Here is a 24182-nt window from a genome sequence, read left to right as displayed (position 1 = left end):
ACAGCATTCCTCCTTCTGGAGAACACCATGAAAGACCTGCTCAACCTCTTCAACCAGCAGCGCCAGACGCTGGACTTCGACGCGATCAAGATCGCGCTGGCTTCGCCGGACCTGATCCGTTCGTGGTCCTTCGGCGAAGTGAAGAAGCCGGAAACCATCAACTACCGTACCTTCAAGCCGGAACGCGACGGCCTGTTCTGCGCCGCCATCTTCGGCCCGGTGAAGGACTACGAGTGCCTGTGCGGCAAGTACAAGCGCATGAAGCACCGCGGCGTGGTCTGCGAAAAGTGCGGCACCGAAGTGACCCTGGCCAAGGTGCGCCGCGAGCGCATGGGCCACATCGACCTGGCCTCGCCGGTCGCGCACATCTGGTTCCTGAAGTCGCTGCCGTCGCGCATCGGCCTGATGCTGGACATGACCCTGCGCGACATCGAGCGCGTGCTGTACTTCGAAGCCTACGTGGTGACCGAGCCGGGCCTGACCGCCCTGGAACGCCGCCAGCTGCTGACCGAAGAACAGTACCTGCAGGCCCGCCAGGAGCACGGTGACGACTTCGACGCCGCCATGGGCGCCGAGGCCGTGTACGAACTGCTGCGCACCATCGACCTGCAGTCGGAAATGACCCGCCTGCGCGAGGAAATCGCCGCTACCGGTTCGGAAACCAAGCTCAAGCGCCTCACCAAGCGCATCAAGCTGATCGAAGCCTTCCTGGAATCGGGCAACCGTCCGGAATGGATGGTCATGACCGTGCTGCCGGTGCTGCCGCCGGACCTGCGTCCGCTGGTCCCGCTGGATGGCGGCCGCTTCGCGACCTCCGACCTGAACGACCTGTACCGCCGCGTCATCAACCGCAACAACCGCCTGCGCCGCCTGCTCGAACTGAGCGCGCCGGACATCATCGTGCGCAATGAAAAGCGCATGCTGCAGGAATCGGTCGATGCGCTGCTGGACAACGGCCGTCGTGGCCGTGCCATCACCGGCACCAACAAGCGCCCGCTGAAGTCGCTGGCCGACATGATCAAGGGCAAGCAGGGTCGCTTCCGCCAGAACCTGCTCGGCAAGCGCGTCGACTACTCGGGCCGTTCGGTCATCGTGGTCGGTCCGTACCTGCGCCTGCACCAGTGCGGCCTGCCGAAGAAGATGGCGCTCGAGCTGTTCAAGCCGTTCGTCTTCGCCAAGCTGCAGCGTCGTGGCCTGGCCACCACCATCAAGGCTGCCAAGAAGCTGGTCGAGCGCGAAGAAGCCGAAGTCTGGGACATCCTGGAAGAGGTCATCCGCGAGCATCCGGTGATGCTGAACCGTGCGCCGACCCTGCACCGTCTGGGCATCCAGGCGTTCGAGCCGGTGCTGATCGAAGGCAAGGCCATCCAGCTGCATCCGCTGGTCTGCACCGCGTTCAACGCCGACTTCGACGGTGACCAGATGGCCGTCCACGTGCCGCTCTCGCTGGAAGCCCAGCTGGAAGCGCGTGCGCTGATGATGTCCACCAACAACATCCTGTCGCCGGCCAACGGCGAGCCGATCATCGTGCCGTCGCAGGACGTCGTGCTGGGTCTGTACTACATGACCCGCTCGCTGGAAAACAAGAAGGGCGAGGGCATGGCCTTCGCCAACATCGCCGAAGTCAAGCGTGCCTATGACAACCGCGTGGTGGAACTGCACGCCAAGGTCAAGGTCCGCATCACCGAGGTGGTGACCGACGAAGACGGCAACAAGCAGAACAAGACCTCGATCGTGGACACCACGATCGGTCGTGCCCTGCTGGCTGAAATCCTGCCGGAAGGCCTGCCGTTCGCGCTGGCCAATGTCGAGCTGACCAAGAAGAACATCAGCCGCCTGATCAACTCCAGCTACCGCCAGCTGGGCCTGAAGGACACGGTCGTGTTCGCCGACAAGCTGATGTACACCGGCTTCGCCTATGCGACCCGCGCCGGCGTCTCCATCGGCATCGACGACATGCTGATCCCGGACGAGAAGAAGGGCATCCTCACCGAGGCCGAAGCCGAAGTGCTGGAAATCCAGGAGCAGTACCAGTCGGGCCTGGTTACCGCCGGCGAGCGCTACAACAAGGTGGTCGACATCTGGTCGCGCACCAACGAGCGCATCGCCAAGGCGATGATGGACACCATCGGTACCGAGAAGGTGGTCAACGCCAAGGGTGAGACCATCGACCAGAAGTCGATGAACTCGCTGTACATCATGGCCGACTCCGGTGCGCGTGGTTCGCAGGCGCAGATCCGTCAGCTGGCCGGCATGCGCGGCCTGATGGCCCGTCCGGACGGCTCGATCATCGAGACGCCCATCAAGGCGAACTTCCGCGAAGGCCTGAACGTGCAGGAGTACTTCAACTCCACCCACGGTGCCCGTAAGGGTCTGGCCGATACCGCGCTGAAGACCGCGAACTCGGGTTACCTGACCCGTCGTCTGGTCGACGTCGCGCAGGACGTGGTGATCACCGAGGTGGATTGCGGTACCACCGAAGGCCTGATCATGACCCCGATCGTGGAAGGCGGCGACGTGGTCGAGCCGCTGAAGGACCGCGTGCTGGGTCGCGTGGTGGCCGAGGACGTGTTCCTGCCGGGCAACGACGAAGATCCGATCGTCACCCGCAACACCCTGCTGGACGAAGCCTGGGTTGCCAAGCTGGAAGATGCCGGCGTGCAGACCATCAAGGTCCGCTCGACCATCTCCTGCGAATCGGCCTTCGGTGTCTGCTCGCGCTGCTACGGCCGCGATCTGGCCCGTGGTCACCTGGTCAACATCGGTGAAGCGGTCGGCGTCATCGCCGCCCAGTCCATCGGTGAGCCGGGTACCCAGCTGACCATGCGTACGTTCCACATCGGTGGTGCGGCGTCGCGAGCTGCTGCGGTCGACAACATCACCGTCAAGACCACCGGCTCGGTCAAGTTCAGCAACCTCAAGTCCGTCGAGCATGCCAACGGCTCGCTGGTGGCAGTGTCGCGCTCGGGCGAAATCTCGGTGCTCGATGCCCACGGCCGTGAGCGTGAGCGTTACAAGCTGCCGTACGGTGCGACCATCACGTCCAAGGACGGTGATGCGATCAAGGCGGGCCAGACCGTGGCCAACTGGGATCCGCATAACCACCCGATCGTGTCGGAAGTGGCCGGCTTCATCCGCTTCATCGACTTCGTCGACGGCATCACCGTCATCGAGAAGACCGACGAGCTGACCGGCCTTGCTTCGCGCGAAATCACCGATCCGAAGCGTCGTGGTACCCAGGCCAAGGATCTGCGCCCGATCGTGCGCATCGTCGACGCCAAGGGCAACGACCTGTCGATTCCGGGCACCGACCTGCCGGCGCAGTACCTGCTGCCGCCGCGCTCGATCGTCAACCTGCAGGACGGCGCTGCCGTCGGCGTGGGTGACGTGGTCGCCAAGATTCCGCAGGAAGCGTCGAAGACCCGCGACATCACCGGTGGTCTGCCGCGCGTGGCCGATCTGTTCGAAGCGCGCAAGCCGAAGGATCCGGCGGTGCTGGCCGAGCGTTCGGGCATCATCAGCTTCGGCAAGGACACCAAGGGCAAGCAGCGCCTGATCATCAAGGACACCGATGGTTCGGAGCACGAAGAGCTGATTCCGAAGTACCGCCAGGTCATCGTGTTCGAAGGCGAGCATGTCACCAAGGGTGAAACCATCGTGGACGGCGAGCCGAGCCCGCAGGACATCCTGCGCCTGCTGGGTGTCGAACCGTTGGCGGCCTACCTGGTGAAGGAAATCCAGGACGTGTACCGCCTGCAGGGCGTGAAGATCAACGACAAGCACATCGAGGTGATCACCCGCCAGATGCTGCGCAAGGTCGAGATCACCGACCAGGGCAGCAGCAAGTTCCTGAACGGCGAGCAGGTGGAGCGTCAGCGCGTTATCGAGGAGAATGCGCGCCTGTCGACCCGCAACGAGCTGCCGGCGCACTTCGATCCGGTCCTGCTGGGTATCACCAAGGCCTCGCTGGCGACCGAATCGTTCATCTCGGCCGCGTCGTTCCAGGAAACCACCCGCGTGCTGACCGAAGCGGCCGTCCGCGGTACCAAGGACAACCTGCGCGGTCTGAAGGAAAACGTGATCGTGGGCCGCCTGATCCCGGCCGGTACCGGTCTGTCGTACCACAGCAGCCGCCGCCGCGGCGCTTCGGGTCTGACCGACTCGGAGATGCAGGCCCTGACCGGCACCCCGGCTGCAGTCGAGGCTCCGGCCGTTGAAGCTGAAGCTGAACAGGCGTCCGGCGAAGAATGAGGTATCCGGTCCGGCCGCAAGGCCGGACCACCCCGTCGGTTCATCGACGGGTAGGGAAAGGGCAGGGGAGGTCGTCCGCGATCGCCCCGGCCAACCTGAACGGGGTACATGGAGGCCCCCCAGTAACGTTCCAGGATCAGGAACGGGCTTGACAGGAGGCGTTTGACTGCTTTCCTGACGGGTTGCTACAATCGTCTGTCTCAGCAGGCCAGAATTTTGGCCTGCTTTAACATTTCCGCATCTCTGGTCGGATTTTCCGGCCACCAATCAGAAGAACCTACTGATGGCGACGATCAACCAGCTGGTCCGCAAGCCGCGGCAAGCGACCACCTACAAGAGTGCCTCGCCGGCGCTCGACAAGTGCCCGCAGCGCCGTGGCGTCTGCACCCGTGTCTACACCACCACTCCGAAGAAGCCGAACTCGGCTCTGCGCAAGGTTGCCAAGGTCCGCCTGACCAACCAGGAAGAAGTGATTTCCTACATCGGTGGTGAAGGCCACAACCTGCAGGAGCACTCCGTGGTCCTGATCCGCGGCGGTCGCGTCAAGGACCTGCCGGGTGTGCGTTACCACACCGTTCGTGGCTCGCTCGACGCCGCCGGCGTTGCCAAGCGTCGCCAGGCCCGTTCCAAGTACGGCGCCAAGCGTCCGAAGGCATAAGGAGAGAGCACTATGTCGCGTAAGGGTAATACTCCGCAGCGTTCCGTCCTGCCCGATCCGAAGCACGGAAGCGAAACCATCGCCCGCTTCATCAACATGGTCATGCAGAGCGGCAAGAAGTCCGTCGCCGAAAAGATCGTGTACGGCGCCATGGACGTGATCACCGAGAAGAACAGCAGCGCCAACGCCATTGAGCTGGTGCAGAAGGCTCTGGACAACGTCGCTCCGGCGGTCGAAGTCAAGTCGCGCCGCGTCGGTGGTGCCACCTACCAGGTGCCGGTCGAAGTGCGTTCGTCGCGCAAGATGGCTCTGGCCATGCGCTGGCTGATCGACTCCGCGCGCAAGCGTGGTGAGAACACCATGCCGAAGAAGCTGGCTGCTGAACTGATCGACGCCTCGGAAAACCGTGGCGGCGCCATCAAGAAGCGCGAAGAAACCCACCGCATGGCCGAAGCCAACAAGGCATTCGCCCACTACCGCTGGTGAGTTTGACGGCCTTGTAAAACAGGCAGGGCAGCACCACTTCGGTGCGTGCTGCCTCGCGGTCCCAGAAGGGCTGCGCCAATCCGAAGGCCGCCGAAAGGCGGCGTTCGGCCATCCGAAATCCAAGAAATCTGAGAGGCTCCCGTGGCCCGTTCCACTCCCATCGAGCGTTACCGTAACTTCGGCATCATGGCTCACATCGATGCCGGCAAGACCACCACGTCCGAGCGCATCCTGTTCTACACCGGCAAGAGCCACAAGATCGGTGAAGTGCACGACGGCGCCGCCACCATGGACTGGATGGAGCAGGAGCAGGAGCGTGGCATCACGATCCAGTCCGCTGCCACCACCGCGTTCTGGAAGGGCATGGACAAGTCCCTGCCGGAGCACCGCTTCAACATCATCGACACCCCCGGGCACGTCGACTTCACCATCGAAGTGGAGCGCTCGCTGCGCGTGCTCGACGGTGCCGTCTTCGTCCTGTGCGCCGTCGGTGGCGTGCAGCCGCAGTCGGAAACCGTGTGGCGCCAGGCCAACAAGTACCACGTGCCGCGCATCGCGTTCGTCAACAAGATGGACCGCACCGGTGCCAACTTCCAGAAGGTCGTCGGCCAGCTGAAGGCCAAGCTGGGCGCGGTTGCCGTGCCGATGCAGCTGCCGATCGGCGCTGAAGACAACTTCAAGGGCGTTGTCGACCTGCTGAAGATGAAGGCCATCCATTGGGATGAGGCTTCGCAGGGCATGAAGTTCGAGTACGGTGAAATCCCGGCCGAACTGCAGGGCCCGGCTGAAGAGGCTCGCCAGTTCATGGTCGAGACCGCTGCCGAAGCCAGCGAAGAGCTGATGGAAAAGTACCTGGGCGGCGAAGAGCTGGCCGAGGCTGAAATTATCAATGCGCTGCGTACCCGCACCCTGGCCACCGAGATCGTGCCGATGTACTGCGGCTCGGCCTTCAAGAACAAGGGCGTGCAGGCCATGCTGGACGGCGTGATCCAGCTGCTGCCGTCGCCGGTCGACGTGCCGGACGTGAAGGGCGTGGACGTTGACGACGACACCGTCGAAATGACCCGCAAGTCGGACGACAAGGCTCCGTTCTCGTCGCTGGCCTTCAAGATCATCACCGACCCGTTCGTCGGCGCGCTGACCTTCTTCCGTGTCTACTCGGGCACCCTGAACGGTGGCGACACCGTGCTGAACTCGGTGAAGGGCAAGAAGGAGCGCATCGGCCGCATCCTGCAGATGCACTCGAACAACCGCGAGGAAATCAAGGAAGTTCTGGCCGGTGACATCGCCGCTGCCGTGGGCCTGAAGGACACCACCACCGGTGACACCCTGTGCGCCGTGGACGCCCCGATCATCCTGGAGCGCATGACGTTCCCGGAGCCGGTGATCTCGATGGCCGTCGAGCCGAAGACCAAGTCGGACCAGGAAAAGATGGGTCTGGCCCTGGGCCGTCTGGCGCAGGAAGATCCGTCGTTCCGCGTCAAGACCGACGAAGAATCCGGCCAGACCATCATCTCGGGCATGGGCGAGCTGCACCTGGACATCATCGTCGACCGCCTGAAGCGCGAGTTCAACGTTGAAGCCAACGTCGGCGCGCCGCAGGTGGCCTACCGCGAAACCATCACCCTGGCCGACGTCAAGTCGGACTACAAGCACGCCAAGCAGTCCGGTGGTAAGGGTCAGTACGGTCACGTCGTGATCGAGCTGTCGCCGATCACCGCTGAAGATCGTGCCGATCCGAAGATCGCTCCGATGATCAAGGACGACTTCCTGTTCATCAACGACATCACCGGCGGCGTGATCCCGAAGGAATTCATTCCGTCGGTTGAAAAGGGCCTGCGCGAAACCATCACCAGCGGCCCGCTGGCTGGCTTCCCGGTCGTGGACGTCAAGGTGAAGCTGGTGTTCGGTTCGTACCACGACGTCGACTCCTCGGAAATGGCGTTCAAGCTGGCTTCGTCGATGGCCTTCAAGCAGGGCTTCGCCAAGGCCAAGCCGGTGCTGCTGGAGCCGATCATGAAGGTCGAGATCGTGACCCCGGAGGATTACCAGGGTGACGTGATGGGCGACGTCAGCCGTCGTCGCGGCGTGCTGCAGGGTTCCGACACCACCGGTGACGGTTCGGCCAGCATCATCAACGCGATGATCCCGCTGGGTGAAATGTTCGGCTACGCCACTGCGCTGCGTTCGCAGACCCAGGGCCGCGCCACCTTCACCATGGAATTCGATCACTACGAGCCGGCGCCGACCAACATCGCCGAAGCCGTCATGAAGAAGGGCTGAGCCTCGCTCAGCCTCTCTTGAAACCACTTACGAACAATCAAGGTATAGAACAATGGCAAAGGGTAAGTTCGAGCGCACCAAGCCGCACGTCAACGTCGGCACCATCGGTCACGTCGATCACGGCAAGACCACGCTGACCGCCGCACTGACCAAGATCGGTGCCGAGCGCTTCGGTGGCGAGTTCAAGGATTACTCCTCGATCGACGCCGCTCCGGAAGAAAAGGCGCGTGGTATCACGATCTCGACCGCGCACGTCGAATACGAATCCCCGATCCGTCACTACGCCCACGTCGATTGCCCGGGCCACGCTGACTACGTCAAGAACATGATCACCGGTGCCGCCCAGATGGACGGCGCGATCCTGGTGTGCTCGGCCGCTGACGGCCCGATGCCGCAGACCCGCGAGCACATCCTGCTGTCGCGTCAGGTCGGCGTGCCGTACATCGTCGTGTTCCTGAACAAGGCCGACATGGTTGACGACGCCGAGCTGCTCGAGCTGGTCGAGATGGAAGTGCGTGAACTGCTGAGCAAGTACGAGTTCCCGGGTGACGACACCCCGATCATCGCCGGTTCGGCCCGTCTGGCGCTGGAAGGCGACCAGAGCGACATCGGCGTGCCGGCCATCCTGAAGCTGGTCGATGCCCTGGACAGCTGGATTCCGGAGCCGGAGCGTGCGATCGACAAGCCGTTCCTGATGCCGGTGGAAGACGTGTTCTCGATCTCGGGCCGCGGCACCGTGGTGACCGGTCGTATCGAGCGCGGCGTGATCAAGGTCGGCGACGAAATCGAAATCGTCGGCATCCGTCCGGTGCAGAAGACCACCGTGACCGGCGTTGAAATGTTCCGCAAGCTGCTGGACCAGGGTCAGGCAGGCGACAACGCTGGCCTGCTGCTGCGCGGCACCAAGCGTGACGACGTCGAGCGTGGCCAGGTCCTGGCCAAGCCGGGCACGATCAAGCCGCACACCAAGTTCGAAGGCGAGGTCTACGTCCTGTCGAAGGACGAAGGCGGCCGTCACACCCCGTTCTTCAACGGCTACCGTCCGCAGTTCTACTTCCGCACCACCGACATCACCGGCGCAGCTGCACTGCCGGAAGGCGTCGAAATGGTGATGCCGGGTGACAACGTCAAGATGGTCGTCACCCTGATCAACCCGGTGGCAATGGACGAAGGCCTGCGCTTCGCCATCCGCGAAGGCGGCCGTACCGTCGGCGCCGGCGTGGTCTCGAAGATCATCGAGTAATCTGGTAGTATCTGCGCCCCGATGTTGCCTGGGTAGGGCATCGGGGCGTATCAAATGGGAAAGCAGGCACAGGATGTGCCTTGTGTTCCCCGGACCAGGAAGGGTCAATGCCATTCAGGCGGCGTCAACAGGCGACTGTTGACAGCTGCCTTGCGTGCCATTATGCTTCTACGTCTGGGCAGGCCTGGGAACGGGTCTGCCTACGTTTTTGAGGTCTATGGAGTGACCTTGTCGGCCTGCAGGAGTGTGGGCCGTCCGTATTCAGGAATTTCATGGGACAAAGCAACCCAGAGGCTTTGTCTGTCGCTCTTTTAACGAAGGAACCTACCGCCATGGCGGACCAAAAGATCCGGATCCGGCTGAAAGCGTTCGATCATCGTCTGATCGACCGTTCGGCCAGCGAGATCGTTGAAACGGCAAAGCGGACCGGCGCGCAAGTGCGTGGCCCGATCCCGCTGCCGACCAAGATCGAGCGTTACACCGTTCTCGTTTCCCCGCACGTCGACAAGGACGCGCGTGACCAGTACGAGACCCGCACGCACAAGCGCGTGCTCGATATCGTTGACCCGAATGACAAGACCGTGGACGCGCTGATGAAGCTCGAACTGGCTGCCGGCGTCGACGTTCAGATCAAGCTGACCTGAGGACTACGACCATGACGAAGAAGTATTCGTTGGGCTTCGTGGGCCGCAAGGCCGGCATGAGCCGCGTGTTCACTGAAGATGGCCGTTCCATCCCAGTGACCCTGATCGAAGCAACCCCGAACCGCATCGCGCAGATCAAGACCGTCGAAACCGACGGCTACAGCGCCGTGCAGGTGACCGTCGGCGCGCGTCGCGCTGCCCTGGTCAACAAGCCGGAAGCCGGCCACTTCGCCAAGGCGAAGGTGGAAGCGGGTCGTGGCCTGTGGGAATTCCGCGTTGAAGACGCGCAGCTCGGCGATTTCGCCGTTGGCGGCGAAGTCAAGGCGGACATCTTCGAAGTCGGCCAGATCGTCGACGTCCAGGGTGTCACCAAGGGTAAGGGCTTCCAAGGCACCATCAAGCGCCACAACTTCCGTATGGGCGATGCAACCCACGGTAACTCGCTGTCGCATCGCGCGCCGGGTTCGCTGGGTCAGCGCCAGACCCCGGGTCGCGTTTTCCCGGGCAAGAAGATGTCGGGCCACATGGGCGCGGTGCAGCAGAGCACCCAGAACCTGGAAGTGGTCAAGGTCGACGTCGAGCGCGGTCTGATCGCCGTTCGCGGCGCCGTTCCGGGCGCGGCGGGTGGCGACGTGATCGTCCGTCCGGCGAGCAAGGCATAAGGAGAGATGACGATGGAACTCGTTATCACGGGTAGCAACAACAAGGTCTCGGTCTCCGACGCCGTGTTCGGTCGCGATTTCAGCGAAGATCTGGTCCACCAGGTCGTCGTTGCCTACCGCAACGCCGGTCGCGCCGGCACCAAGGCACAGAAGACTCGCTCCGAAGTGGCTGGTACCACCAAGAAGTCGAAGAAGCAGAAGGGCGGCGGCGCGCGTCATGGCGCACTGACAGCTCCGATCTTCGTCGGCGGCGGTGTCACCTTCGCGGCCAAGCCGCGCAGCTTCGAGCAGAAGGTCAATCGTAAGCAGTACCGTGCCGCCATGTGCGCGATCCTGTCCGAGCTGAACCGTCAGGGCCGTCTGACCATCGTGGAGTCCTTCGACGTCGAAGTGACCAACACGAAGGGTCTGATCGCCAAGCTGGCCGGCCTGGAAGTGGGCAAGCGCCCGCTGATCGTCACCGAAGAAGCGTCCGAGCACCTGTACCTGTCCGCCCGCAATCTGCCGTACGTGCAGGTGCGTGACGTCCAGGGTCTGGATCCGGTCTCGCTGGTGGGTGCCGACACGGTCGTCATCACCGCTGACGCGGTCAAGAAGGTCGAGGAGTGGCTGGCATGAACAGCAACGAAAAAATCTTCAGCGTGCTGCGTGCCCCGCGTGTCTCCGAAAAGACCGCGCGCCTGCAGGAACTCTCCAACCAGTATGTCTTCGAAGTTTCGAACGAAGCCACCAAGGCCGATGTAAAGGCCGCGGTTGAGCAGCTGTTCGACGTCAAGGTCGAAGCCGTCAACGTGGTCAACGTCAAGGGCAAGAACAAGTCCTTCCGTAACCGTGCTGGCCGCCGCGGCGATTGGCGCAAGGCGTACGTTCGCCTGGCCGATGGCCAGTCGATCGATGTAACGGCCAAGGCCTGAGGTACATCCCATGCCATTGATGAAATTCAAGCCCACTTCCCCCGGCCGCCGTTCGGCCGTGCGCGTGGTCACTCCCGACCTGCACAAGGGTGCTCCGCACGCTGCGCTGGTCGAGTCGCAGAGCCGCTCGGGTGGTCGTAACCACCATGGCCGCATCACCGTGCGTCACGTCGGTGGTGGTGCCAAGCAGCACTACCGCATCATCGACTTCAAGCGCAACAAGCTGGGCATCCCGGCGCGCGTGGAACGCATCGAATACGATCCGAACCGCACCGCGCACATCGCTCTGCTGTGCTACGTCGACGGTGAGCGTCGCTACATCATCGCCCCGAAGGGCCTGAAGGCTGGTGATCAGGTGATCGCTGGTTCGGATGCCCCGATCAAGGCCGGCAACACCCTGCCGCTGCGCAACATCCCGGTCGGCACCACCATCCACTGCATCGAACTGAAGCCGGGCAAGGGCGCTCAGATCGCTCGCGCCGCGGGTGCGGCCGTGCAGCTGGTGGCTCGTGAAGGCATCTACGCCACCCTGCGCCTGCGCTCGGGTGAAATGCGTAAGGTTCCGGTCGAGTGCTGCGCCACCATCGGCGAAGTCGGCAACGACGAGCACAGCCTGGAAAAGCTGGGCAAGGCCGGTGCCAAGCGTTGGCGCGGCGTCCGCCCGACCGTTCGTGGTGCTGCCATGAACCCGGTTGACCACCCGCACGGTGGTGGTGAGGCGAAGGCCGGCCAGGGTAATCCGCATCCGGTCACCCCGTGGGGTGTCCCGACCAAGGGTTACAAGACGCGCCATAACAAGCGCACTCAGCAGTTCATCGTCCGCGATCGTAGGGGCTAATCGACCATGGCACGTTCACTCAAGAAGGGCCCGTTCGTCGATCACCACCTCGTCAAGAAGGTGGAGGCCGCTGCGGGCAGCAAGAAGCCGATCAAGACCTGGTCGCGCCGTTCGATGATCCTGCCTGACATGGTAGGCGTCACCATTGCCGTGCATAACGGCAAGAACCACATCCCGGTTCTCGTCAACGAGAACATGGTCGGCCACAAGCTCGGCGAATTTGCCATCACCCGGACCTTCAAGGGTCACGGTGGTGACAAGAAGTCGGGCAAGTAAGGAGAGATGACAATGGAAGCGAAAGCCATCCTGCGCACTGCGCGCATCTCCCCGCAGAAGGCTCGTCTGGTCGCTGACCAGGTGCGCGGTCTGCCGGCCGAGCGTGCGGTCAACCTGCTGAAGTTCTCGGACAAGAAGGCTGCCCACCTGATCAAGAAGGTGGTGGAGTCGGCTATTGCAAATGCCGAAAACAACCAGGGCGCCGACGTCGACGAGCTGAAGGTTCAGACCATCATGGTTGATGAAGGTCCGACCCTGAAGCGTTTCATGGCGCGGGCGAAAGGCCGCGGTACCCGCATCCTCAAGCGCACCAGCCACATCACTGTGGTTGTGGGCGCCGCCAAGTAAGCGGATAAGGAAAAGACCATGGGTCATAAAGTTCATCCGATTGGTATCCGCCTCGGCATTTCCAAGGACTGGAACTCCAAGTGGTACGCCAACAAGGCCGAGTTCGCTGGTTACCTGGCAGCCGACCTGAAAGTGCGCGACATGCTGCGCAAGAAGCTGGCTCAGGCCGGCATCAGCAAGATCCTGATCGAGCGTCCGGCCAAGACCGCTCGCGTGACGATCCACACCGCCCGTCCGGGCGTGGTGATCGGCAAGCGCGGTGAGGACATCGAGAAGCTGCGCAAGGAAGTGAGCGAAATGATGGGCGTCCCGGCGCACATCAACGTCACCGAAGTGCGCAAGCCGGAACTGGACGCGCAGCTCGTTGCCGAGTCGATCGCCCAGCAGCTGGAGCGTCGCATCATGTTCCGCCGTGCAATGAAGCGCTCGGTCGGCAACGCGATGCGCCTGGGTGCCCTGGGCATCAAGGTCAACGTTGGTGGCCGCCTCAACGGTGCAGAAATCGCCCGTTCGGAGTGGTACCGCGAAGGCCGCGTGCCGCTGCACACCCTGCGTGCCGACATCGACTATGGCTTCGCTGAAGCCAAGACGACCTACGGCATCATCGGCATCAAGGTCTGGATCTACAAGGGCGAGGTCTTCGATTTCTCCCAGGTTGGCCAGGAAAAGCAGGACGACACCCCGTCGCGCAACGATCGTCACGATCGCGGCGACCGTGGTGACCGTCAGCGCCCGGCCCGTGAAGCGAGGTAACGACAATGTTGCAACCCAAGCGAACCAAGTACCGCAAGGTACACAAGGGCCGTAACGATGGCCTGAGCTGGAGCGCCAACGCTGTCAGCTTCGGCGAATACGGCCTGAAGGCAACCGCACACGGTCAGCTGACCGCGCGTCAGATCGAAGCGGCCCGCCGCTCGATCAGCCGCTACGTCAAGCGCGGCGGCAAGATGTGGATCCGCGTGTTCCCCGACAAGCCCATCACCAAGAAGCCCATCGAAGTCCGAATGGGTTCTGGTAAGGGTAACGTGGAATACTGGGTGGCCCAGATCCAGCCCGGCCGCATGATCTATGAAATCGAGGGTGTTTCCGAGGAAGTGGCTCGCGAGGCGTTCCGCCTGGCCGCCGCCAAGCTCTCGGTCACCACCACTTTCGTGACCCGTACGGTGCGCTGATGGATATCAAAACTCTCCGTGAAAAGTCGGCTGACGAACTCAAGGCCCACCTGATCGACCTGCGTAAGGAACAGTTCTCTGTCCGTATGCAGCAGGTCACCGGCCAGCTGCCGAAGACCCACGACATTCGCCGGGTCCGTCGCGAGATTGCTCGCGTCAAGACCCTGCTCGGCAGCACGAAGTAAGGATGGCCGCTATGAGCGACAATACTGAAAAGAAGACGCTGCGCACGGTCGAAGGCCGTGTCGTCAGCAACAAGATGGACAAGACGGTTACCGTCCTGGTTGAGCGTCAGGTCAAGCACGCGTTGTACGGCAAGTACATCAAGCGCTCGACGAAGCTGCACGCCCACGATGCCGACAACGCCTGCAAGGAAGGCGATGTCGTCCGCGTGACCGAGATTGCTCCGATGTCCAAGACCAAGAACTGGCGCGTGGTGGAAGTCATCACGCGTGCGGCTGAATAAGGAGTCTGAATCATGATCCAGATGCAGAGCTACCTTGACGTCGCGGACAATTCGGGTGCCAAGCAGGTGATGTGCTTCAAGGTGCTGGGTGGTTCCAAGCGCCGTTACGCCGGCATCGGCGACATCATCAAGGTCACCGTGAAGGATGCGATTCCGCGCGGCAAGGTCAAGAAGGGTGAAGTGTATGACGCCGTCGTGGTGCGTACCCGCAAGGGTGTGCGTCGCGCCGACGGCTCGCTGATCCGCTTCGACGGCAACGCTGCCGTTCTGCTGAACAGCAAGCAGGAGCCGATCGGTACCCGTATCTTCGGGCCGGTGACCCGTGAACTTCGTTCGGAGAAGTTCATGAAGATCGTCTCGCTCGCTCCCGAAGTGCTGTGAGCGACAGGAGATAATCATGGCTAACCGTATCAAGAAGGGCGACCAGGTTGTCGTCAACGCTGGCAAGGACAAGGGCAAGCAGGGCGAAGTCGTCCGCGTCGACGGCGACCGTGTGGTCGTCGCCAACGTGAACATCGTCAAGCGCCACACCAAGCCGAACCCGCAGGCAGGTGTTGCCGGCGGCGTGGTCGAGCGCGAAGCTTCGATCCATATCTCCAACGTGAATGTTCTGAACCCGGCTTCGGGCAAGGGCGAACGCGTTGGCTTCAAGGTGCTGGAGGATGGACGCAAACTGCGTGTGTTCCGCTCCAGCGGTGAGGCGCTCGACGCCTGAGGAATGAGAAGATGAGTTCCCGTCTCGAAAAGTTCTACAAGGACGAAGTGGTGCCGGCGCTGATGAAGCAGTTCGGCTACACCAATCCGATGGAAGTGCCGAAGCTGGTCAAGGTCACCCTGAACATGGGTGTCGGCGAAGCGGCCACCAACAAGAAGATCCTGGAAAACGCCGTCGGCGACATGACCAAGATTTCCGGCCAGAAGCCGGTTGTCACCAAGTCGCGTGTGTCGGTTGCGTCGTTCAAGATCCGTGATGGTTGGCCGATCGGCTGCAAGACCACGCTGCGTCGCCACAAGATGTACGAGTTCCTGGATCGCCTGATCAACATCTCGCTGCCGCGCGTGCGCGACTTCCGTGGTGTTTCCGGTCGTTCCTTCGACGGCCGCGGCAACTTCAACATGGGTGTGAAGGAGCAGATCATCTTCCCGGAAATCGACTTCGACGCCGTCGACGCGATCCGCGGTATGGATATCGCCATCACCACCACTGCGAAGACCGATGCGGAAGCGAAGGCGCTGCTGGCAGCGTTCAAGTTCCCGTTCCGTAACTGATCTGTCGAGGAAACCGAAATGGCAAAGACCTCCATGGTCAACCGCGACATCAAGCGGGAAAAGCTGGCAAAGAAGTACGCTGAAAAGCGTGCGGCTCTGAAGAAGATCGTGTCCTCCGTGGACGCGACCTACGAAGAGAAGATCGACGCCGCAACCAAGCTGGCCAAGCTGCCGCGCGATTCGTCGCCGAGCCGCCAGCGCAACCGTTGCGAGCTGTCGGGTCGTCCGCGTGGCGTCTACAGCAAGTTCGGCCTCGGCCGTAACAAGCTGCGTGAAGCCACCATGCGTGGCGACGTCCCGGGTCTGCGCAAGGCCAGCTGGTAATCCCAGCCGGCCCTGCGATCGGGAGCCCCTTCGGGGGTTCCTGAACCGGGCAGGGGAGGCATTCAGCTTTCCCGACGCAAAAAAACCGAAGAGCCCGGCGCAAGCCGGGCTCTTTTGGCGTATACTCCCGCGTCTTGCCCTGCGCAAACGGGGTCGTAGGAGTGGGCTTCCGGCCCGCTGCATCAAGGGACCTGGCCCGTTTCCAGGAGACAACAGATTTTCGCGAAAGCGGATATCGGTGCACTCAAAGGTACTCATATGAGCATGACTGATCCCATCGCCGACCTGCTGGTCCGCATCAAGAATGCGGCCGCGGTTGGCAAGCAGACGGTGAAAGCCCCGTCGTCCAAGATCAAGGTTGCGATCGCCCAGGTCCTGAAGGACGAGGGTTACATCACCGACCTGCGCGTGACCCAGCTGGAGAACAACAAGTCCGAGCTGGAAATCGTGCTGAAGTATTTCGAAGGCAAGCCGGTCATCGCGACCCTGAAGCGCTTCTCGCGTTCGGGCCTGCGCCAGTACCGCGGCAAGAGCGAGCTGCCGAAGGTCATGAACGGCCTGGGTATCTCCATCATTTCCACCTCCAAGGGCATCATGACTGATGCGCAGGCGCGCCAGCTGGGCGTCGGCGGCGAAGTCCTGTGCTTCGTGGCCTAAGGCGAAAGGAGTAGAACTATGTCCCGCGTAGCCAAGAAGCCGATCGACCTGGGTAAGGTTGAACTGAACGTCCAGTCGGACAGCGTCACCGCCAAGGGCCCGAAGGGCTCCCTGTCGCTGGCCAAGCCGGCCGGTATTGCCATCAACGTCGACAACGGCGTTGCCACCCTGAGCACCGAGAACGCCGAGCTGGTCGCACTGACCGGTACCGTGCGTGCGATCCTGGCCAACATGGTCAAGGGCGTGTCCGAAGGCTTCGAGCGCAAGCTGGAGCTGGTCGGCGTGGGTTACCGTGCTGCCATGCAGGGCAAGGACCTGAGCCTGTCGCTCGGTTTCTCGCACCCGGTCGTGTTCGTGGCGCCGGAAGGCATCACCATCACCACCCCGACCCAGACCGAGATCCTGGTCCAGGGCGCTGACAAGCAGGTCGTCGGTGAAGTTGCCGCCAAGATCCGTGCGTTCCGCAAGCCGGAGCCGTACAAGGGCAAGGGCGTGAAGTACTCCGACGAAGTCATCATCCGTAAGGAAGCCAAGAAGGCCTAATTAGGCGCTTCCGCTTTCAAAGGAAAAACATCATGAACAAGAACATCGCCCGCCTGCGTCGCGCCAAGTCGACCCGCGCCCACATCCGTGAGCTCGGCGTCGCCCGCCTGTCGGTGCTGCGCACCGGCCAGCACCTGTACGCCCAGGTCTTCACCGCCGACGGTTCCAAGGTGCTGGCTGCCGCCAACACCACCCAGACCGACGTCAAGGAAGGCCTGAAGAACGGCAAGAACGCCGATGCCGCCGCCAAGGTCGGCCGCATCGTTGCCGAGCGCGCCAAGGCCGCCGGCATCGAGAAGGTTGCCTTCGATCGTTCGGGCTACCGCTACCACGGCCGCATCAAGGCCCTGGCAGAAGCCGCCCGCGAAGCCGGCCTGCAGTTCTAAGGGATAAGGGCAGGGGACCTGTGGTCTCCTGCCCGCCTGCTCGCCCGCCTGAGTGAGGCGGGACGGCGCCACTCTTCTGCAGTGGTCCACCGGAACAACGCGACATTCCACAACCATAAGCGGCCTCGAGCCGTACATACCCAAACAACCAAGGAATCAACATGGCAGAAGAGCGTCAGCAGCGGGGTCGCGATCGCGACCGTAACCGCGAAGAGAAGATCGACGACGGCATGATCGAAAAGCTGGTCGCGGTCAACCGCGTCAGCAAGACCGTCAAGGGTGGCCGCCAGTTCACCTTCACCGCCCTGACCGTGGTCGGCGACGGCGAAGGCAAGGTCGGTTTCGGTTATGGCAAGGCCCGCGAAGTGCCGGTCGCCATCCAGAAGTCGATGGAGCAGGCCCGCAAGAACCTGGTCAGCGTTGACCTGAACAACGGCACCCTGTGGCACACCATCAAGGATGGTCACGGCGCAGCCCGCGTGTTCATGCAGCCGGCTTCGGAAGGTACCGGCGTCATCGCCGGCGGTGCCATGCGCGCCGTGCTGGAAGCCGTTGGCGTGAAGAACGTGCTGGCCAAGGCCACCGGTTCGCGCAACCCGATCAACCTGGTGCGTGCCACCGTGAAGGGCCTGTCTGCTGCGCAGTCGCCGGCCCGCATCGCGGCCAAGCGCGGCAAGAAGGTGGAGGAACTCAACCATGGCTAATGAGTCCAACAAGACTGTCAAGGTCCGCCTGGTGCGTGGCCTGCGTGGCACCCAGTCGCGTCACCGCCTGTCGGTGCGTGCCCTGGGCCTGAACAAGCTCAACGATGTGCGTGAACTGAAGGACAGCCCGCAGGTGCGCGGCCTGATCAACAAGGTTCAGTACCTCGTCCAGGTTGAGGAGTAATCGACCATGACTCTGCGTCTCAATGAACTGAGCCCGGCACCGGGCGCCCGCACCGAGCGCACCCGCGTCGGTCGCGGTATCGGCTCGGGCCTGGGCAAGACTGCCGGCCGCGGCCACAAGGGTTCGTTCGCCCGTAAGGGTGGCGGCAAGATCAAGGCTGGCTTCGAAGGCGGCCAGACCCCCATGCAGCGTCGTCTGCCGAAGATCGGCTTCCGTTCGCCGATCGCCAAGGACACCGCTGAAGTGCTGCTGTACGCGCTGGACAAGCTGCCGGCCGGTGAGATCGACTTCGCCGCCCTGCGTGCTGCCAAGCTGGTCCCGAGCACTGCGAAGAAGGCCAAGGTCGTCGTCAAGGGCGAAGTGACCAAGGCGTTCACCCTGAAGGGTATCGCTGCCACGGCGGGTGCCAAGGCCGCGATCGAAGCTGCCGGCGGCAGCGTAACGGAGTAAGAAAATCATGGCGCAAGCTGGCATCGGTAACCTCGCGGGCGGAATGGGCAAGTTCACTGAACTTCGCCAACGTTTGCTGTTCGTCGTCGGGGCTTTGATCGTCTATCGCATCGGCTGCTACGTGCCGGTGCCGGGCGTCAATCCCGATGCCATGCTTGCCATGATGCAACAGCAGGGCGGCGGCATCGTGGACATGTTCAACATGTTCTCGGGCGGCGCCCTGCACCGTTTCAGCATCTTCGCGCTGAACGTGATGCCGTACATCTCGGCATCGATCGTGATGCAGCTCGCCGTGCACATCTTCCCCGCCCTGAAGGCGATGCAGAAGGAAGGTGAGTCCGGCCGCCGCAAGATCACCCAGTATTCGCGCATCGGCGCCGTGCTGCTGGCAGTGGTGCAGGGCGGTTCGATCGCGCTGGCCCTGCAGGGCCAGGTCTCGCCGTCGGGCGCTCCGGTCGTGTACGCGCCGGGCATGGGCTTTGTGCTCACCGCCGTGGTCGCGCTGACCGCCGGCACCATGTTCCTGATGTGGGTTGGTGAGCAGGTCACCGAGCGCGGCATCGGCAACGGTGTGTCGCTGATCATCTTCGCCGGTATCGTCGCTGGCCTGCCGGGTGCGATCATCCACACCTTCGACGCCTACCGCGACGGCAACATCCAGTTCATCCAGCTGCTGCTGATCGCCATCGTCGTGCTCGCCTTCACCTTCTTCGTGGTGTTCGTCGAGCGTGGCCAGCGCCGGATCACGGTCAACTACGCGCGCCGCCAGGGCGGTCGCAATGCGTACATGAACCAGACCTCGTTCCTGCCGCTGAAGCTCAACATGGCCGGCGTCATCCCGGCGATCTTCGCCTCGAGCCTGCTGGCCTTCCCGGCCACCCTGGCCATGTGGTCCGGCCAGGCCGCCAACCAGAGCAGCTTCGGCCAGGTCCTGCAGAAGGTCGCCAACGCGCTGGGTCCGGGCGAGCCGCTGCACATGATCGTCTTCGCCGCGCTGATCACCGGTTTCGCGTTCTTCTACACCGCGCTGGTGTTCAACTCGCAGGAAACCGCCGACAACCTGAAGAAGTCGGGCGCGCTGATTCCGGGCATCCGTCCGGGCAAGGCCACTGCCGACTACATCGACGGCGTGCTGACCCGCCTGACCGCGGCCGGCTCGGCCTACCTGGTGATCGTCTGCCTGCTGCCGGAACTGATGCGCACGCAGCTGAACGCCTCGTTCTACTTCGGCGGTACTTCGCTGCTGATCGTGGTGGTGGTGGTGATGGACTTCATCGCCCAGGTGCAGGCGCACCTGATGTCCCACCAGTACGAGAGCCTGCTGAAGAAGGCCAACCTGAAGGGCGGCAACCGCGGCGGTTTTGCCCGCGGCTGATTGGCCTGTTATACTTTCGTCTTCCTGACGTGATGGTCCCTCCGCTTCGCGGACTCCGGCCACACAAACGAAGGGCGGCCCCCGCAGCGGTTCCGGGTGGGGGTGTGATGAGGTGGTCCCGCGCTGGAGTAGCGCGGGCGGCTCCGGGGGAAACCCCAGGTCCAACCCCATCCGGCGCCGGAGCCTGGGCACACTCCCCAGGCCGGGTTCATGAAACCAATGGTTTCACGGGCTTCCATGTAAACCGGAACCTTGTTAGTATCGCTAGTTCACTTTTTTGATCCATCCTGCCGGATTGGCGTGCCCGAGGCGCGCTGTCGGCCATCACTCAGCTGGAGAACCGCGTCATGGCGCGTATTGCAGGCGTCAACCTGCCAGCCCAGAAGCACGTCTGGGTCGGGTTGCAAAGCATTTACGGCATCGGCCGTACCCGTTCGAAGAAGGTCTGCGAAGTCGCAGGCGTTGCTTCGACCACCAAGATCCGCGATCTGTCGGAGCCGGAAATCGAGCGCCTGCGCGCCGAAGTCGGCAAGTACATCGTGGAAGGCGATCTGCGCCGTGAGATCGGCATCGCGATCAAGCGCCTGATGGACCTGGGCTGCTACCGCGGCCTGCGTCACCGTCGTGGCCTCCCGCTGCGTGGCCAGCGCACCCGTACCAACGCCCGCACCCGCAAGGGTCCGCGCAAGGCGATCAAGAAGTAAGGGACTGAGAAATGGCTAAGCCCGCTGCTAAGACCAAGAAGAAGATCAAGCGCGTCGTCACCGACGGCGTTGCCCACGTCCACGCTTCGTTCAACAACACCATCGTCACCATCACCGACCGCCAGGGCAACGCTCTGTCGTGGGCGACCTCCGGTGGCGCTGGCTTCCGCGGTTCGCGCAAGTCGACCCCGTTCGCTGCCCAGGTGGCTGCTGAAAAGGCCGGTCGTGCTGCGCTGGACTACGGTGTGAAGTCGCTGGAAGTCCGCATCAAGGGCCCGGGTCCGGGCCGTGAGTCGGCCGTGCGTTCGTTGAACAACGTCGGCTACAAGATCACCAACATCATCGACGTGACGCCTATCCCGCACAACGGGTGCCGTCCGCCGAAGAAGCGTCGCGTCTAAAGGGAGCGATAAGAAATGGCTCGTTATATCGGTCCTACCTGTAAGCTCGCCCGTCGCGAAGGCGCCGACCTGTCCCTGAAGAGCCCGGCGCGTGCGCTGGACTCGAAGTGCAAGCTGGAGCAGAAGCCCGGCCAGCACGGCGCCACTGCCCGCAAGGGCAAGCTGTCCGACTACGCCACCCAGCTGCGTGAAAAGCAGAAGGTCAAGCGTATCTACGGCCTGCTGGAGCGTCAGTTCCGCAACTACTACAAGAAGGCCTCGACCAAGAAGGGCAACACCGGCGAGAACCTGCTGCAGCTGCTGGAAACCCGCCTGGACAACGTCGTCTACCGCATGGGCTTCGCCGTGACCCGTCCGGCTGCCCGTCAGCTGGTGTCGCACCGCGGCGTCACCGTGAATGGCAAGTCGGTCAACCTGGCTTCGTACCAGGTCAAGGCTGGCGACGCCATCGCCCTGTCTGAAAAGGCTGCCAAGCAGCTGCGCGTCCAGGAAGCCCTGACCGTCGCCGCCCAGCATGACCTGAGCCCGTCGTGGGTTGAAGTGGATTCCGGCAAGTTCACCGGCATCTTCAAGGCTGTTCCGGATCGTTCGGATCTGCCTGCGGACATCAACGAAGCGCTGATCGTCGAGCTGTATTCGAAGTAATTCACATTGGAGAGCCCCCGGCGACGGCCGGGGGTTCACTAGGAGAACCCGCAACATGACGGTTACCGCCAACCAGGTTCTGCGTCCTCGCGGTCCGCAGATCGAACGCCTTACCGACACCCGTGCAAAGGTCGTTATCGAACCTTTGGAGCGGGGTTACGGGCATACGCTGGGTAATGCCCTGCGTCGCGTGCTGCTGTCGTCCATCCCGGGCTTCGCCATCACGGAAGTCGAAATCGACGGCGTGTTGCATGAGTACACCACGGTCGAAGGTCTGCAGGAGGACGTGCTCGAAGTCCTGCTGAACCTGAAGGACGTGGCCATCCGTATGCACTCCGGCGACAGCGCCACCCTGTCCCTGTCCAAGCAGGGCCCGGGCGTTGTCACCGCTGCCGATATCAAGGTCGACCACAATGTGGAGATCCTGAACGGCGAACACGTGATCTGCCACCTGACCAAGGATACGGCGATCAACATGCGTCTGAAGATCGAACGTGGTTTCGGCTACCAGCCGGCTGCCGCGCGTCGTCGTCCGGACGAAGAAACCCGTGCCATCGGCCGCCTGGTCCTGGATGCCTCGTTCTCGCCGGTCCGCCGCGTCGCCTATGCCGTTGAAGCGGCCCGCGTCGAACAGCGTACCGACCTGGACAAGCTGGTCATCGATATCGAGACCAACGGCACCATCGACGCCGAGGAAGCCGTGCGCACCGCCGCCGACATCCTCAGCGACCAGCTGTCGGTGTTCGGTGACTTCACCCACCGCGACCGCGGTGCGGCGAAGCCGGCCAACAACGGCGTGGATCCGGTGCTGCTGCGCCCGATCGACGATCTGGAGCTGACCGTGCGTTCGGCCAACTGCCTGAAGGCTGAAAGCATCTACTACATCGGCGATCTGATCCAGAAGACCGAAGTGGAGCTGCTGAAGACCCCGAACCTGGGCAAGAAGTCGCTCACCGAGATCAAGGAAGTGCTGGCTCAGCGCGGCCTGTCGCTCGGCATGAAGCTGGAGAACTGGCCGCCGGCCGGTGTCGCCAGCCACGGCATGCTGGGCTGATATCGGTAATGCCTGAAGGCTCCACCGTTCGCGGTGGGGCCTTCAACGCAACACAACATGCCACGACGAACCGCAGGTTCGCGGGGCAGGTCGTCCAGGACGGGCGGCCAGGACCAACCGCAGTCCGCGCAGCAACGCCAGGAAGGCGACAACGATCCGCACAGCCTCATCATTAACCAAGGAATATCACCATGCGTCACCAGAAGTCTGGCCGTAAGTTCAGCCGCACCAGCGCCCACCGCGAAGCGATGTTCAAGAACATGGCCGCCTCGCTGTTCAAGCACGAGCTGATCAAGACCACCCTGCCGAAGGCCAAGGAACTGCGCCGCGTTGCCGAGCCGCTGATCACCCTGGCCAAGGTCGACTCCGTCGCCAACCGCCGTCTGGCCTTCGCCCGCCTGCGCGACAACGAAGCCGTGGGCAACCTGTTCACCATCCTGGGCCCGCGCTACGCGAACCGTCCGGGCGGCTACCTGCGTCTGCTGAAGTGCGGTTTCCGCGCCGGCGACAACGCGCCGATGGCCTACGTCGAGCTGGTCGACCGTCCGGTCGTGGCCGAGGAAGTGGCCGAGTAATCGGACTGCTCCAACGCGACACAGCGAAAGCCCGGCCTCTGCCGGGCTTTTGCGTTTGAGGGGGCCGGATTCCGTTTCTGCGGAACGGGCTCTGACCCACACCGTTCCGACAGGCGTCACCTGTGGTGGTTCAGACGGCGCGCACTCTCGGTTACGCTTGGCGCCTGATCCATTCGAGCGTTGACGATGAATCCACTGCGCTGGCCCTTCCGCGCCCAGTTCTTCCTGGGCTTCCTGATCTGCGCGGGCCTGCTCGGCTACGCGATCTTCCTGCAGCTGAAGATGGGCCTGGAGCCGTGTCCGTTGTGCATCTTCCAGCGCCTGGCATTTGCCGCGCTGGGGCTGCTGTTCCTGATCGGTGCACTGCACGGGCCTTCCAACCGTCCCGGCCGCGCGACCTATGGCGTGCTGGCCTTCATTGCCGCCGCAGTGGGTGTCGGCATCGCCGCGCGCCACGTCTACGTGCAGATGCTGCCGCCGGAAATGGGTTCCACCTGTGGCCCGCCGCTGGCCTTCCTGAGCGAGACCATGGGCCCGCTGGAAGTGTTCCGCACCGTGCTGACCGGTACCGGCAACTGCGGCAACATCGACTGGACGTTCCTGGGCCTGACCATGCCGATGTGGTCGGCCGTGTGGTTCGTGCTGCTGGCGCTGTGGGCGCTGGTGGTGT

General features: G+C 63.0%; 33 protein-coding genes. All 33 read left to right on the top strand.

Annotated features, from left to right (window positions below; genetic code table 11):
* The first annotated feature begins 27 nt into the window (after nucleotides 1-27).
* Nucleotides 28-4251, top strand: coding sequence for a DNA-directed RNA polymerase subunit beta' (rpoC, locus tag N5D45_RS15770; protein ID WP_010480372.1), 4224 nt, complete (start codon nucleotides 28-30; stop codon nucleotides 4249-4251).
* Between the two features lie 283 nt (nucleotides 4252-4534).
* The gene (rpsL, locus tag N5D45_RS15765; protein ID WP_004145320.1) at nucleotides 4535-4909 is read left to right on the top strand and encodes a 30S ribosomal protein S12; all 375 of its coding nucleotides are present in this window, start codon (nucleotides 4535-4537) and stop codon (nucleotides 4907-4909) included.
* A 12-nt stretch (nucleotides 4910-4921) separates the two neighbouring features.
* Nucleotides 4922-5395: a 30S ribosomal protein S7 gene (gene rpsG, locus N5D45_RS15760; protein ID WP_004145321.1), complete on the top strand. Its 474-nt coding sequence runs from the start codon at nucleotides 4922-4924 to the stop codon at nucleotides 5393-5395.
* A 141-nt stretch (nucleotides 5396-5536) separates the two neighbouring features.
* The gene (gene fusA, locus N5D45_RS15755) at nucleotides 5537-7678 is read left to right on the top strand and encodes an elongation factor G (RefSeq protein ID WP_010480354.1); all 2142 of its coding nucleotides are present in this window, start codon (nucleotides 5537-5539) and stop codon (nucleotides 7676-7678) included.
* A gap of 52 nt (nucleotides 7679-7730) precedes the next feature.
* Nucleotides 7731-8921 carry an elongation factor Tu gene (gene tuf / locus N5D45_RS15750; RefSeq protein ID WP_014036096.1) on the top strand — a complete coding sequence of 397 codons (1191 nt, stop codon included), beginning with the start codon at nucleotides 7731-7733 and terminating at the stop codon, nucleotides 8919-8921.
* 332 nt (nucleotides 8922-9253) lie between these two features.
* Nucleotides 9254-9565 (top strand): 30S ribosomal protein S10, encoded by a 312-nt coding sequence (rpsJ, locus tag N5D45_RS15745; RefSeq protein WP_005408208.1) that lies wholly within the window; start codon nucleotides 9254-9256, stop codon nucleotides 9563-9565.
* Between the two features lie 11 nt (nucleotides 9566-9576).
* On the top strand, nucleotides 9577-10227 hold the full coding sequence (gene rplC, locus N5D45_RS15740; RefSeq protein ID WP_004145336.1) for a 50S ribosomal protein L3: 651 nt from the start codon (nucleotides 9577-9579) through the stop codon (nucleotides 10225-10227).
* 12 nt (nucleotides 10228-10239) lie between these two features.
* On the top strand, nucleotides 10240-10845 hold the full coding sequence (gene rplD / locus N5D45_RS15735) for a 50S ribosomal protein L4 (protein ID WP_004145337.1): 606 nt from the start codon (nucleotides 10240-10242) through the stop codon (nucleotides 10843-10845).
* On the top strand, nucleotides 10842-11141 hold the full coding sequence (gene rplW / locus N5D45_RS15730) for a 50S ribosomal protein L23 (protein WP_004145338.1): 300 nt from the start codon (nucleotides 10842-10844) through the stop codon (nucleotides 11139-11141). The genes rplD and rplW overlap by 4 nt, the downstream gene beginning before the upstream one ends.
* 10 nt (nucleotides 11142-11151) lie before the next feature.
* Nucleotides 11152-11979, top strand: a complete 828-nt coding sequence (gene rplB / locus N5D45_RS15725; RefSeq protein ID WP_004145339.1) for a 50S ribosomal protein L2 — start codon at nucleotides 11152-11154, stop codon at nucleotides 11977-11979.
* 6 nt (nucleotides 11980-11985) lie between these two features.
* Nucleotides 11986-12255: a 30S ribosomal protein S19 gene (rpsS, locus tag N5D45_RS15720; RefSeq protein ID WP_004154485.1), complete on the top strand. Its 270-nt coding sequence runs from the start codon at nucleotides 11986-11988 to the stop codon at nucleotides 12253-12255.
* Nucleotides 12256-12267: 12 nt separating this feature from the next.
* A complete protein-coding gene (gene rplV, locus N5D45_RS15715) occupies nucleotides 12268-12603 on the top strand; it encodes a 50S ribosomal protein L22 (protein ID WP_004145348.1) in 336 nt (111 codons plus the stop codon).
* Nucleotides 12604-12621: 18 nt separating this feature from the next.
* Nucleotides 12622-13356 carry a 30S ribosomal protein S3 gene (gene rpsC / locus N5D45_RS15710; protein WP_005415414.1) on the top strand — a complete coding sequence of 245 codons (735 nt, stop codon included), beginning with the start codon at nucleotides 12622-12624 and terminating at the stop codon, nucleotides 13354-13356.
* A 5-nt stretch (nucleotides 13357-13361) separates the two neighbouring features.
* A complete protein-coding gene (rplP, locus tag N5D45_RS15705; protein WP_004154486.1) occupies nucleotides 13362-13775 on the top strand; it encodes a 50S ribosomal protein L16 in 414 nt (137 codons plus the stop codon).
* Nucleotides 13775-13960, top strand: a complete 186-nt coding sequence (gene rpmC, locus N5D45_RS15700) for a 50S ribosomal protein L29 (protein WP_004154487.1) — start codon at nucleotides 13775-13777, stop codon at nucleotides 13958-13960. Before rplP ends, rpmC begins: the two co-directional genes overlap by 1 nt.
* Before the next feature lie 11 nt (nucleotides 13961-13971).
* Complete coding sequence (gene rpsQ, locus N5D45_RS15695; RefSeq protein WP_004154489.1) at nucleotides 13972-14241, top strand: 30S ribosomal protein S17; 270 nt, start codon at nucleotides 13972-13974, stop codon at nucleotides 14239-14241.
* Nucleotides 14242-14253: 12 nt separating this feature from the next.
* A complete protein-coding gene (gene rplN, locus N5D45_RS15690; protein WP_004145357.1) occupies nucleotides 14254-14622 on the top strand; it encodes a 50S ribosomal protein L14 in 369 nt (122 codons plus the stop codon).
* Nucleotides 14623-14638: 16 nt separating this feature from the next.
* Complete coding sequence (gene rplX, locus N5D45_RS15685; RefSeq protein WP_004154490.1) at nucleotides 14639-14956, top strand: 50S ribosomal protein L24; 318 nt, start codon at nucleotides 14639-14641, stop codon at nucleotides 14954-14956.
* An 11-nt stretch (nucleotides 14957-14967) separates the two neighbouring features.
* Nucleotides 14968-15510, top strand: a complete 543-nt coding sequence (gene rplE, locus N5D45_RS15680; RefSeq protein ID WP_004154491.1) for a 50S ribosomal protein L5 — start codon at nucleotides 14968-14970, stop codon at nucleotides 15508-15510.
* A gap of 18 nt (nucleotides 15511-15528) precedes the next feature.
* On the top strand, nucleotides 15529-15834 hold the full coding sequence (gene rpsN / locus N5D45_RS15675; RefSeq protein ID WP_005408209.1) for a 30S ribosomal protein S14: 306 nt from the start codon (nucleotides 15529-15531) through the stop codon (nucleotides 15832-15834).
* 258 nt (nucleotides 15835-16092) lie between these two features.
* Nucleotides 16093-16491, top strand: a complete 399-nt coding sequence (rpsH, locus tag N5D45_RS15670) for a 30S ribosomal protein S8 (RefSeq protein WP_005408210.1) — start codon at nucleotides 16093-16095, stop codon at nucleotides 16489-16491.
* 18 nt (nucleotides 16492-16509) lie between these two features.
* Nucleotides 16510-17034 (top strand): 50S ribosomal protein L6, encoded by a 525-nt coding sequence (rplF, locus tag N5D45_RS15665; RefSeq protein ID WP_010483977.1) that lies wholly within the window; start codon nucleotides 16510-16512, stop codon nucleotides 17032-17034.
* Nucleotides 17035-17066: 32 nt separating this feature from the next.
* Nucleotides 17067-17420, top strand: a complete 354-nt coding sequence (rplR, locus tag N5D45_RS15660; RefSeq protein ID WP_004154495.1) for a 50S ribosomal protein L18 — start codon at nucleotides 17067-17069, stop codon at nucleotides 17418-17420.
* A gap of 161 nt (nucleotides 17421-17581) precedes the next feature.
* Complete coding sequence (gene rpsE / locus N5D45_RS15655; protein ID WP_005408213.1) at nucleotides 17582-18124, top strand: 30S ribosomal protein S5; 543 nt, start codon at nucleotides 17582-17584, stop codon at nucleotides 18122-18124.
* The gene (rpmD, locus tag N5D45_RS15650; RefSeq protein WP_005408214.1) at nucleotides 18117-18308 is read left to right on the top strand and encodes a 50S ribosomal protein L30; all 192 of its coding nucleotides are present in this window, start codon (nucleotides 18117-18119) and stop codon (nucleotides 18306-18308) included. Before rpsE ends, rpmD begins: the two co-directional genes overlap by 8 nt.
* Before the next feature lie 6 nt (nucleotides 18309-18314).
* Nucleotides 18315-18758 (top strand): 50S ribosomal protein L15, encoded by a 444-nt coding sequence (gene rplO, locus N5D45_RS15645; protein ID WP_004154498.1) that lies wholly within the window; start codon nucleotides 18315-18317, stop codon nucleotides 18756-18758.
* 7 nt (nucleotides 18759-18765) lie between these two features.
* Complete coding sequence (gene secY, locus N5D45_RS15640) at nucleotides 18766-20133, top strand: preprotein translocase subunit SecY (protein ID WP_005408215.1); 1368 nt, start codon at nucleotides 18766-18768, stop codon at nucleotides 20131-20133.
* Between the two features lie 347 nt (nucleotides 20134-20480).
* A complete protein-coding gene (rpsM, locus tag N5D45_RS15635; protein WP_004154500.1) occupies nucleotides 20481-20837 on the top strand; it encodes a 30S ribosomal protein S13 in 357 nt (118 codons plus the stop codon).
* An 11-nt stretch (nucleotides 20838-20848) separates the two neighbouring features.
* Nucleotides 20849-21238: a 30S ribosomal protein S11 gene (rpsK, locus tag N5D45_RS15630; protein ID WP_004145443.1), complete on the top strand. Its 390-nt coding sequence runs from the start codon at nucleotides 20849-20851 to the stop codon at nucleotides 21236-21238.
* A gap of 15 nt (nucleotides 21239-21253) precedes the next feature.
* Nucleotides 21254-21883 (top strand): 30S ribosomal protein S4, encoded by a 630-nt coding sequence (rpsD, locus tag N5D45_RS15625; RefSeq protein WP_004145446.1) that lies wholly within the window; start codon nucleotides 21254-21256, stop codon nucleotides 21881-21883.
* A gap of 55 nt (nucleotides 21884-21938) precedes the next feature.
* Complete coding sequence (gene rpoA / locus N5D45_RS15620; protein WP_010483975.1) at nucleotides 21939-22937, top strand: DNA-directed RNA polymerase subunit alpha; 999 nt, start codon at nucleotides 21939-21941, stop codon at nucleotides 22935-22937.
* Nucleotides 22938-23128: 191 nt separating this feature from the next.
* Nucleotides 23129-23512, top strand: a complete 384-nt coding sequence (rplQ, locus tag N5D45_RS15615; RefSeq protein ID WP_005408217.1) for a 50S ribosomal protein L17 — start codon at nucleotides 23129-23131, stop codon at nucleotides 23510-23512.
* A 186-nt stretch (nucleotides 23513-23698) separates the two neighbouring features.
* The coding region (locus tag N5D45_RS15610) for a disulfide bond formation protein B (protein WP_279939257.1) at nucleotides 23699-24182 on the top strand (484 nt) is incomplete at its 3' end.

Origin of the sequence: Stenotrophomonas sp. GD03819 (assembly GCF_029841665.1) — a bacterium.
GTDB lineage: Bacteria > Pseudomonadota > Gammaproteobacteria > Xanthomonadales > Xanthomonadaceae > Stenotrophomonas > Stenotrophomonas geniculata.
This window is presented reverse-complemented; position numbering and strand designations above follow the sequence as displayed.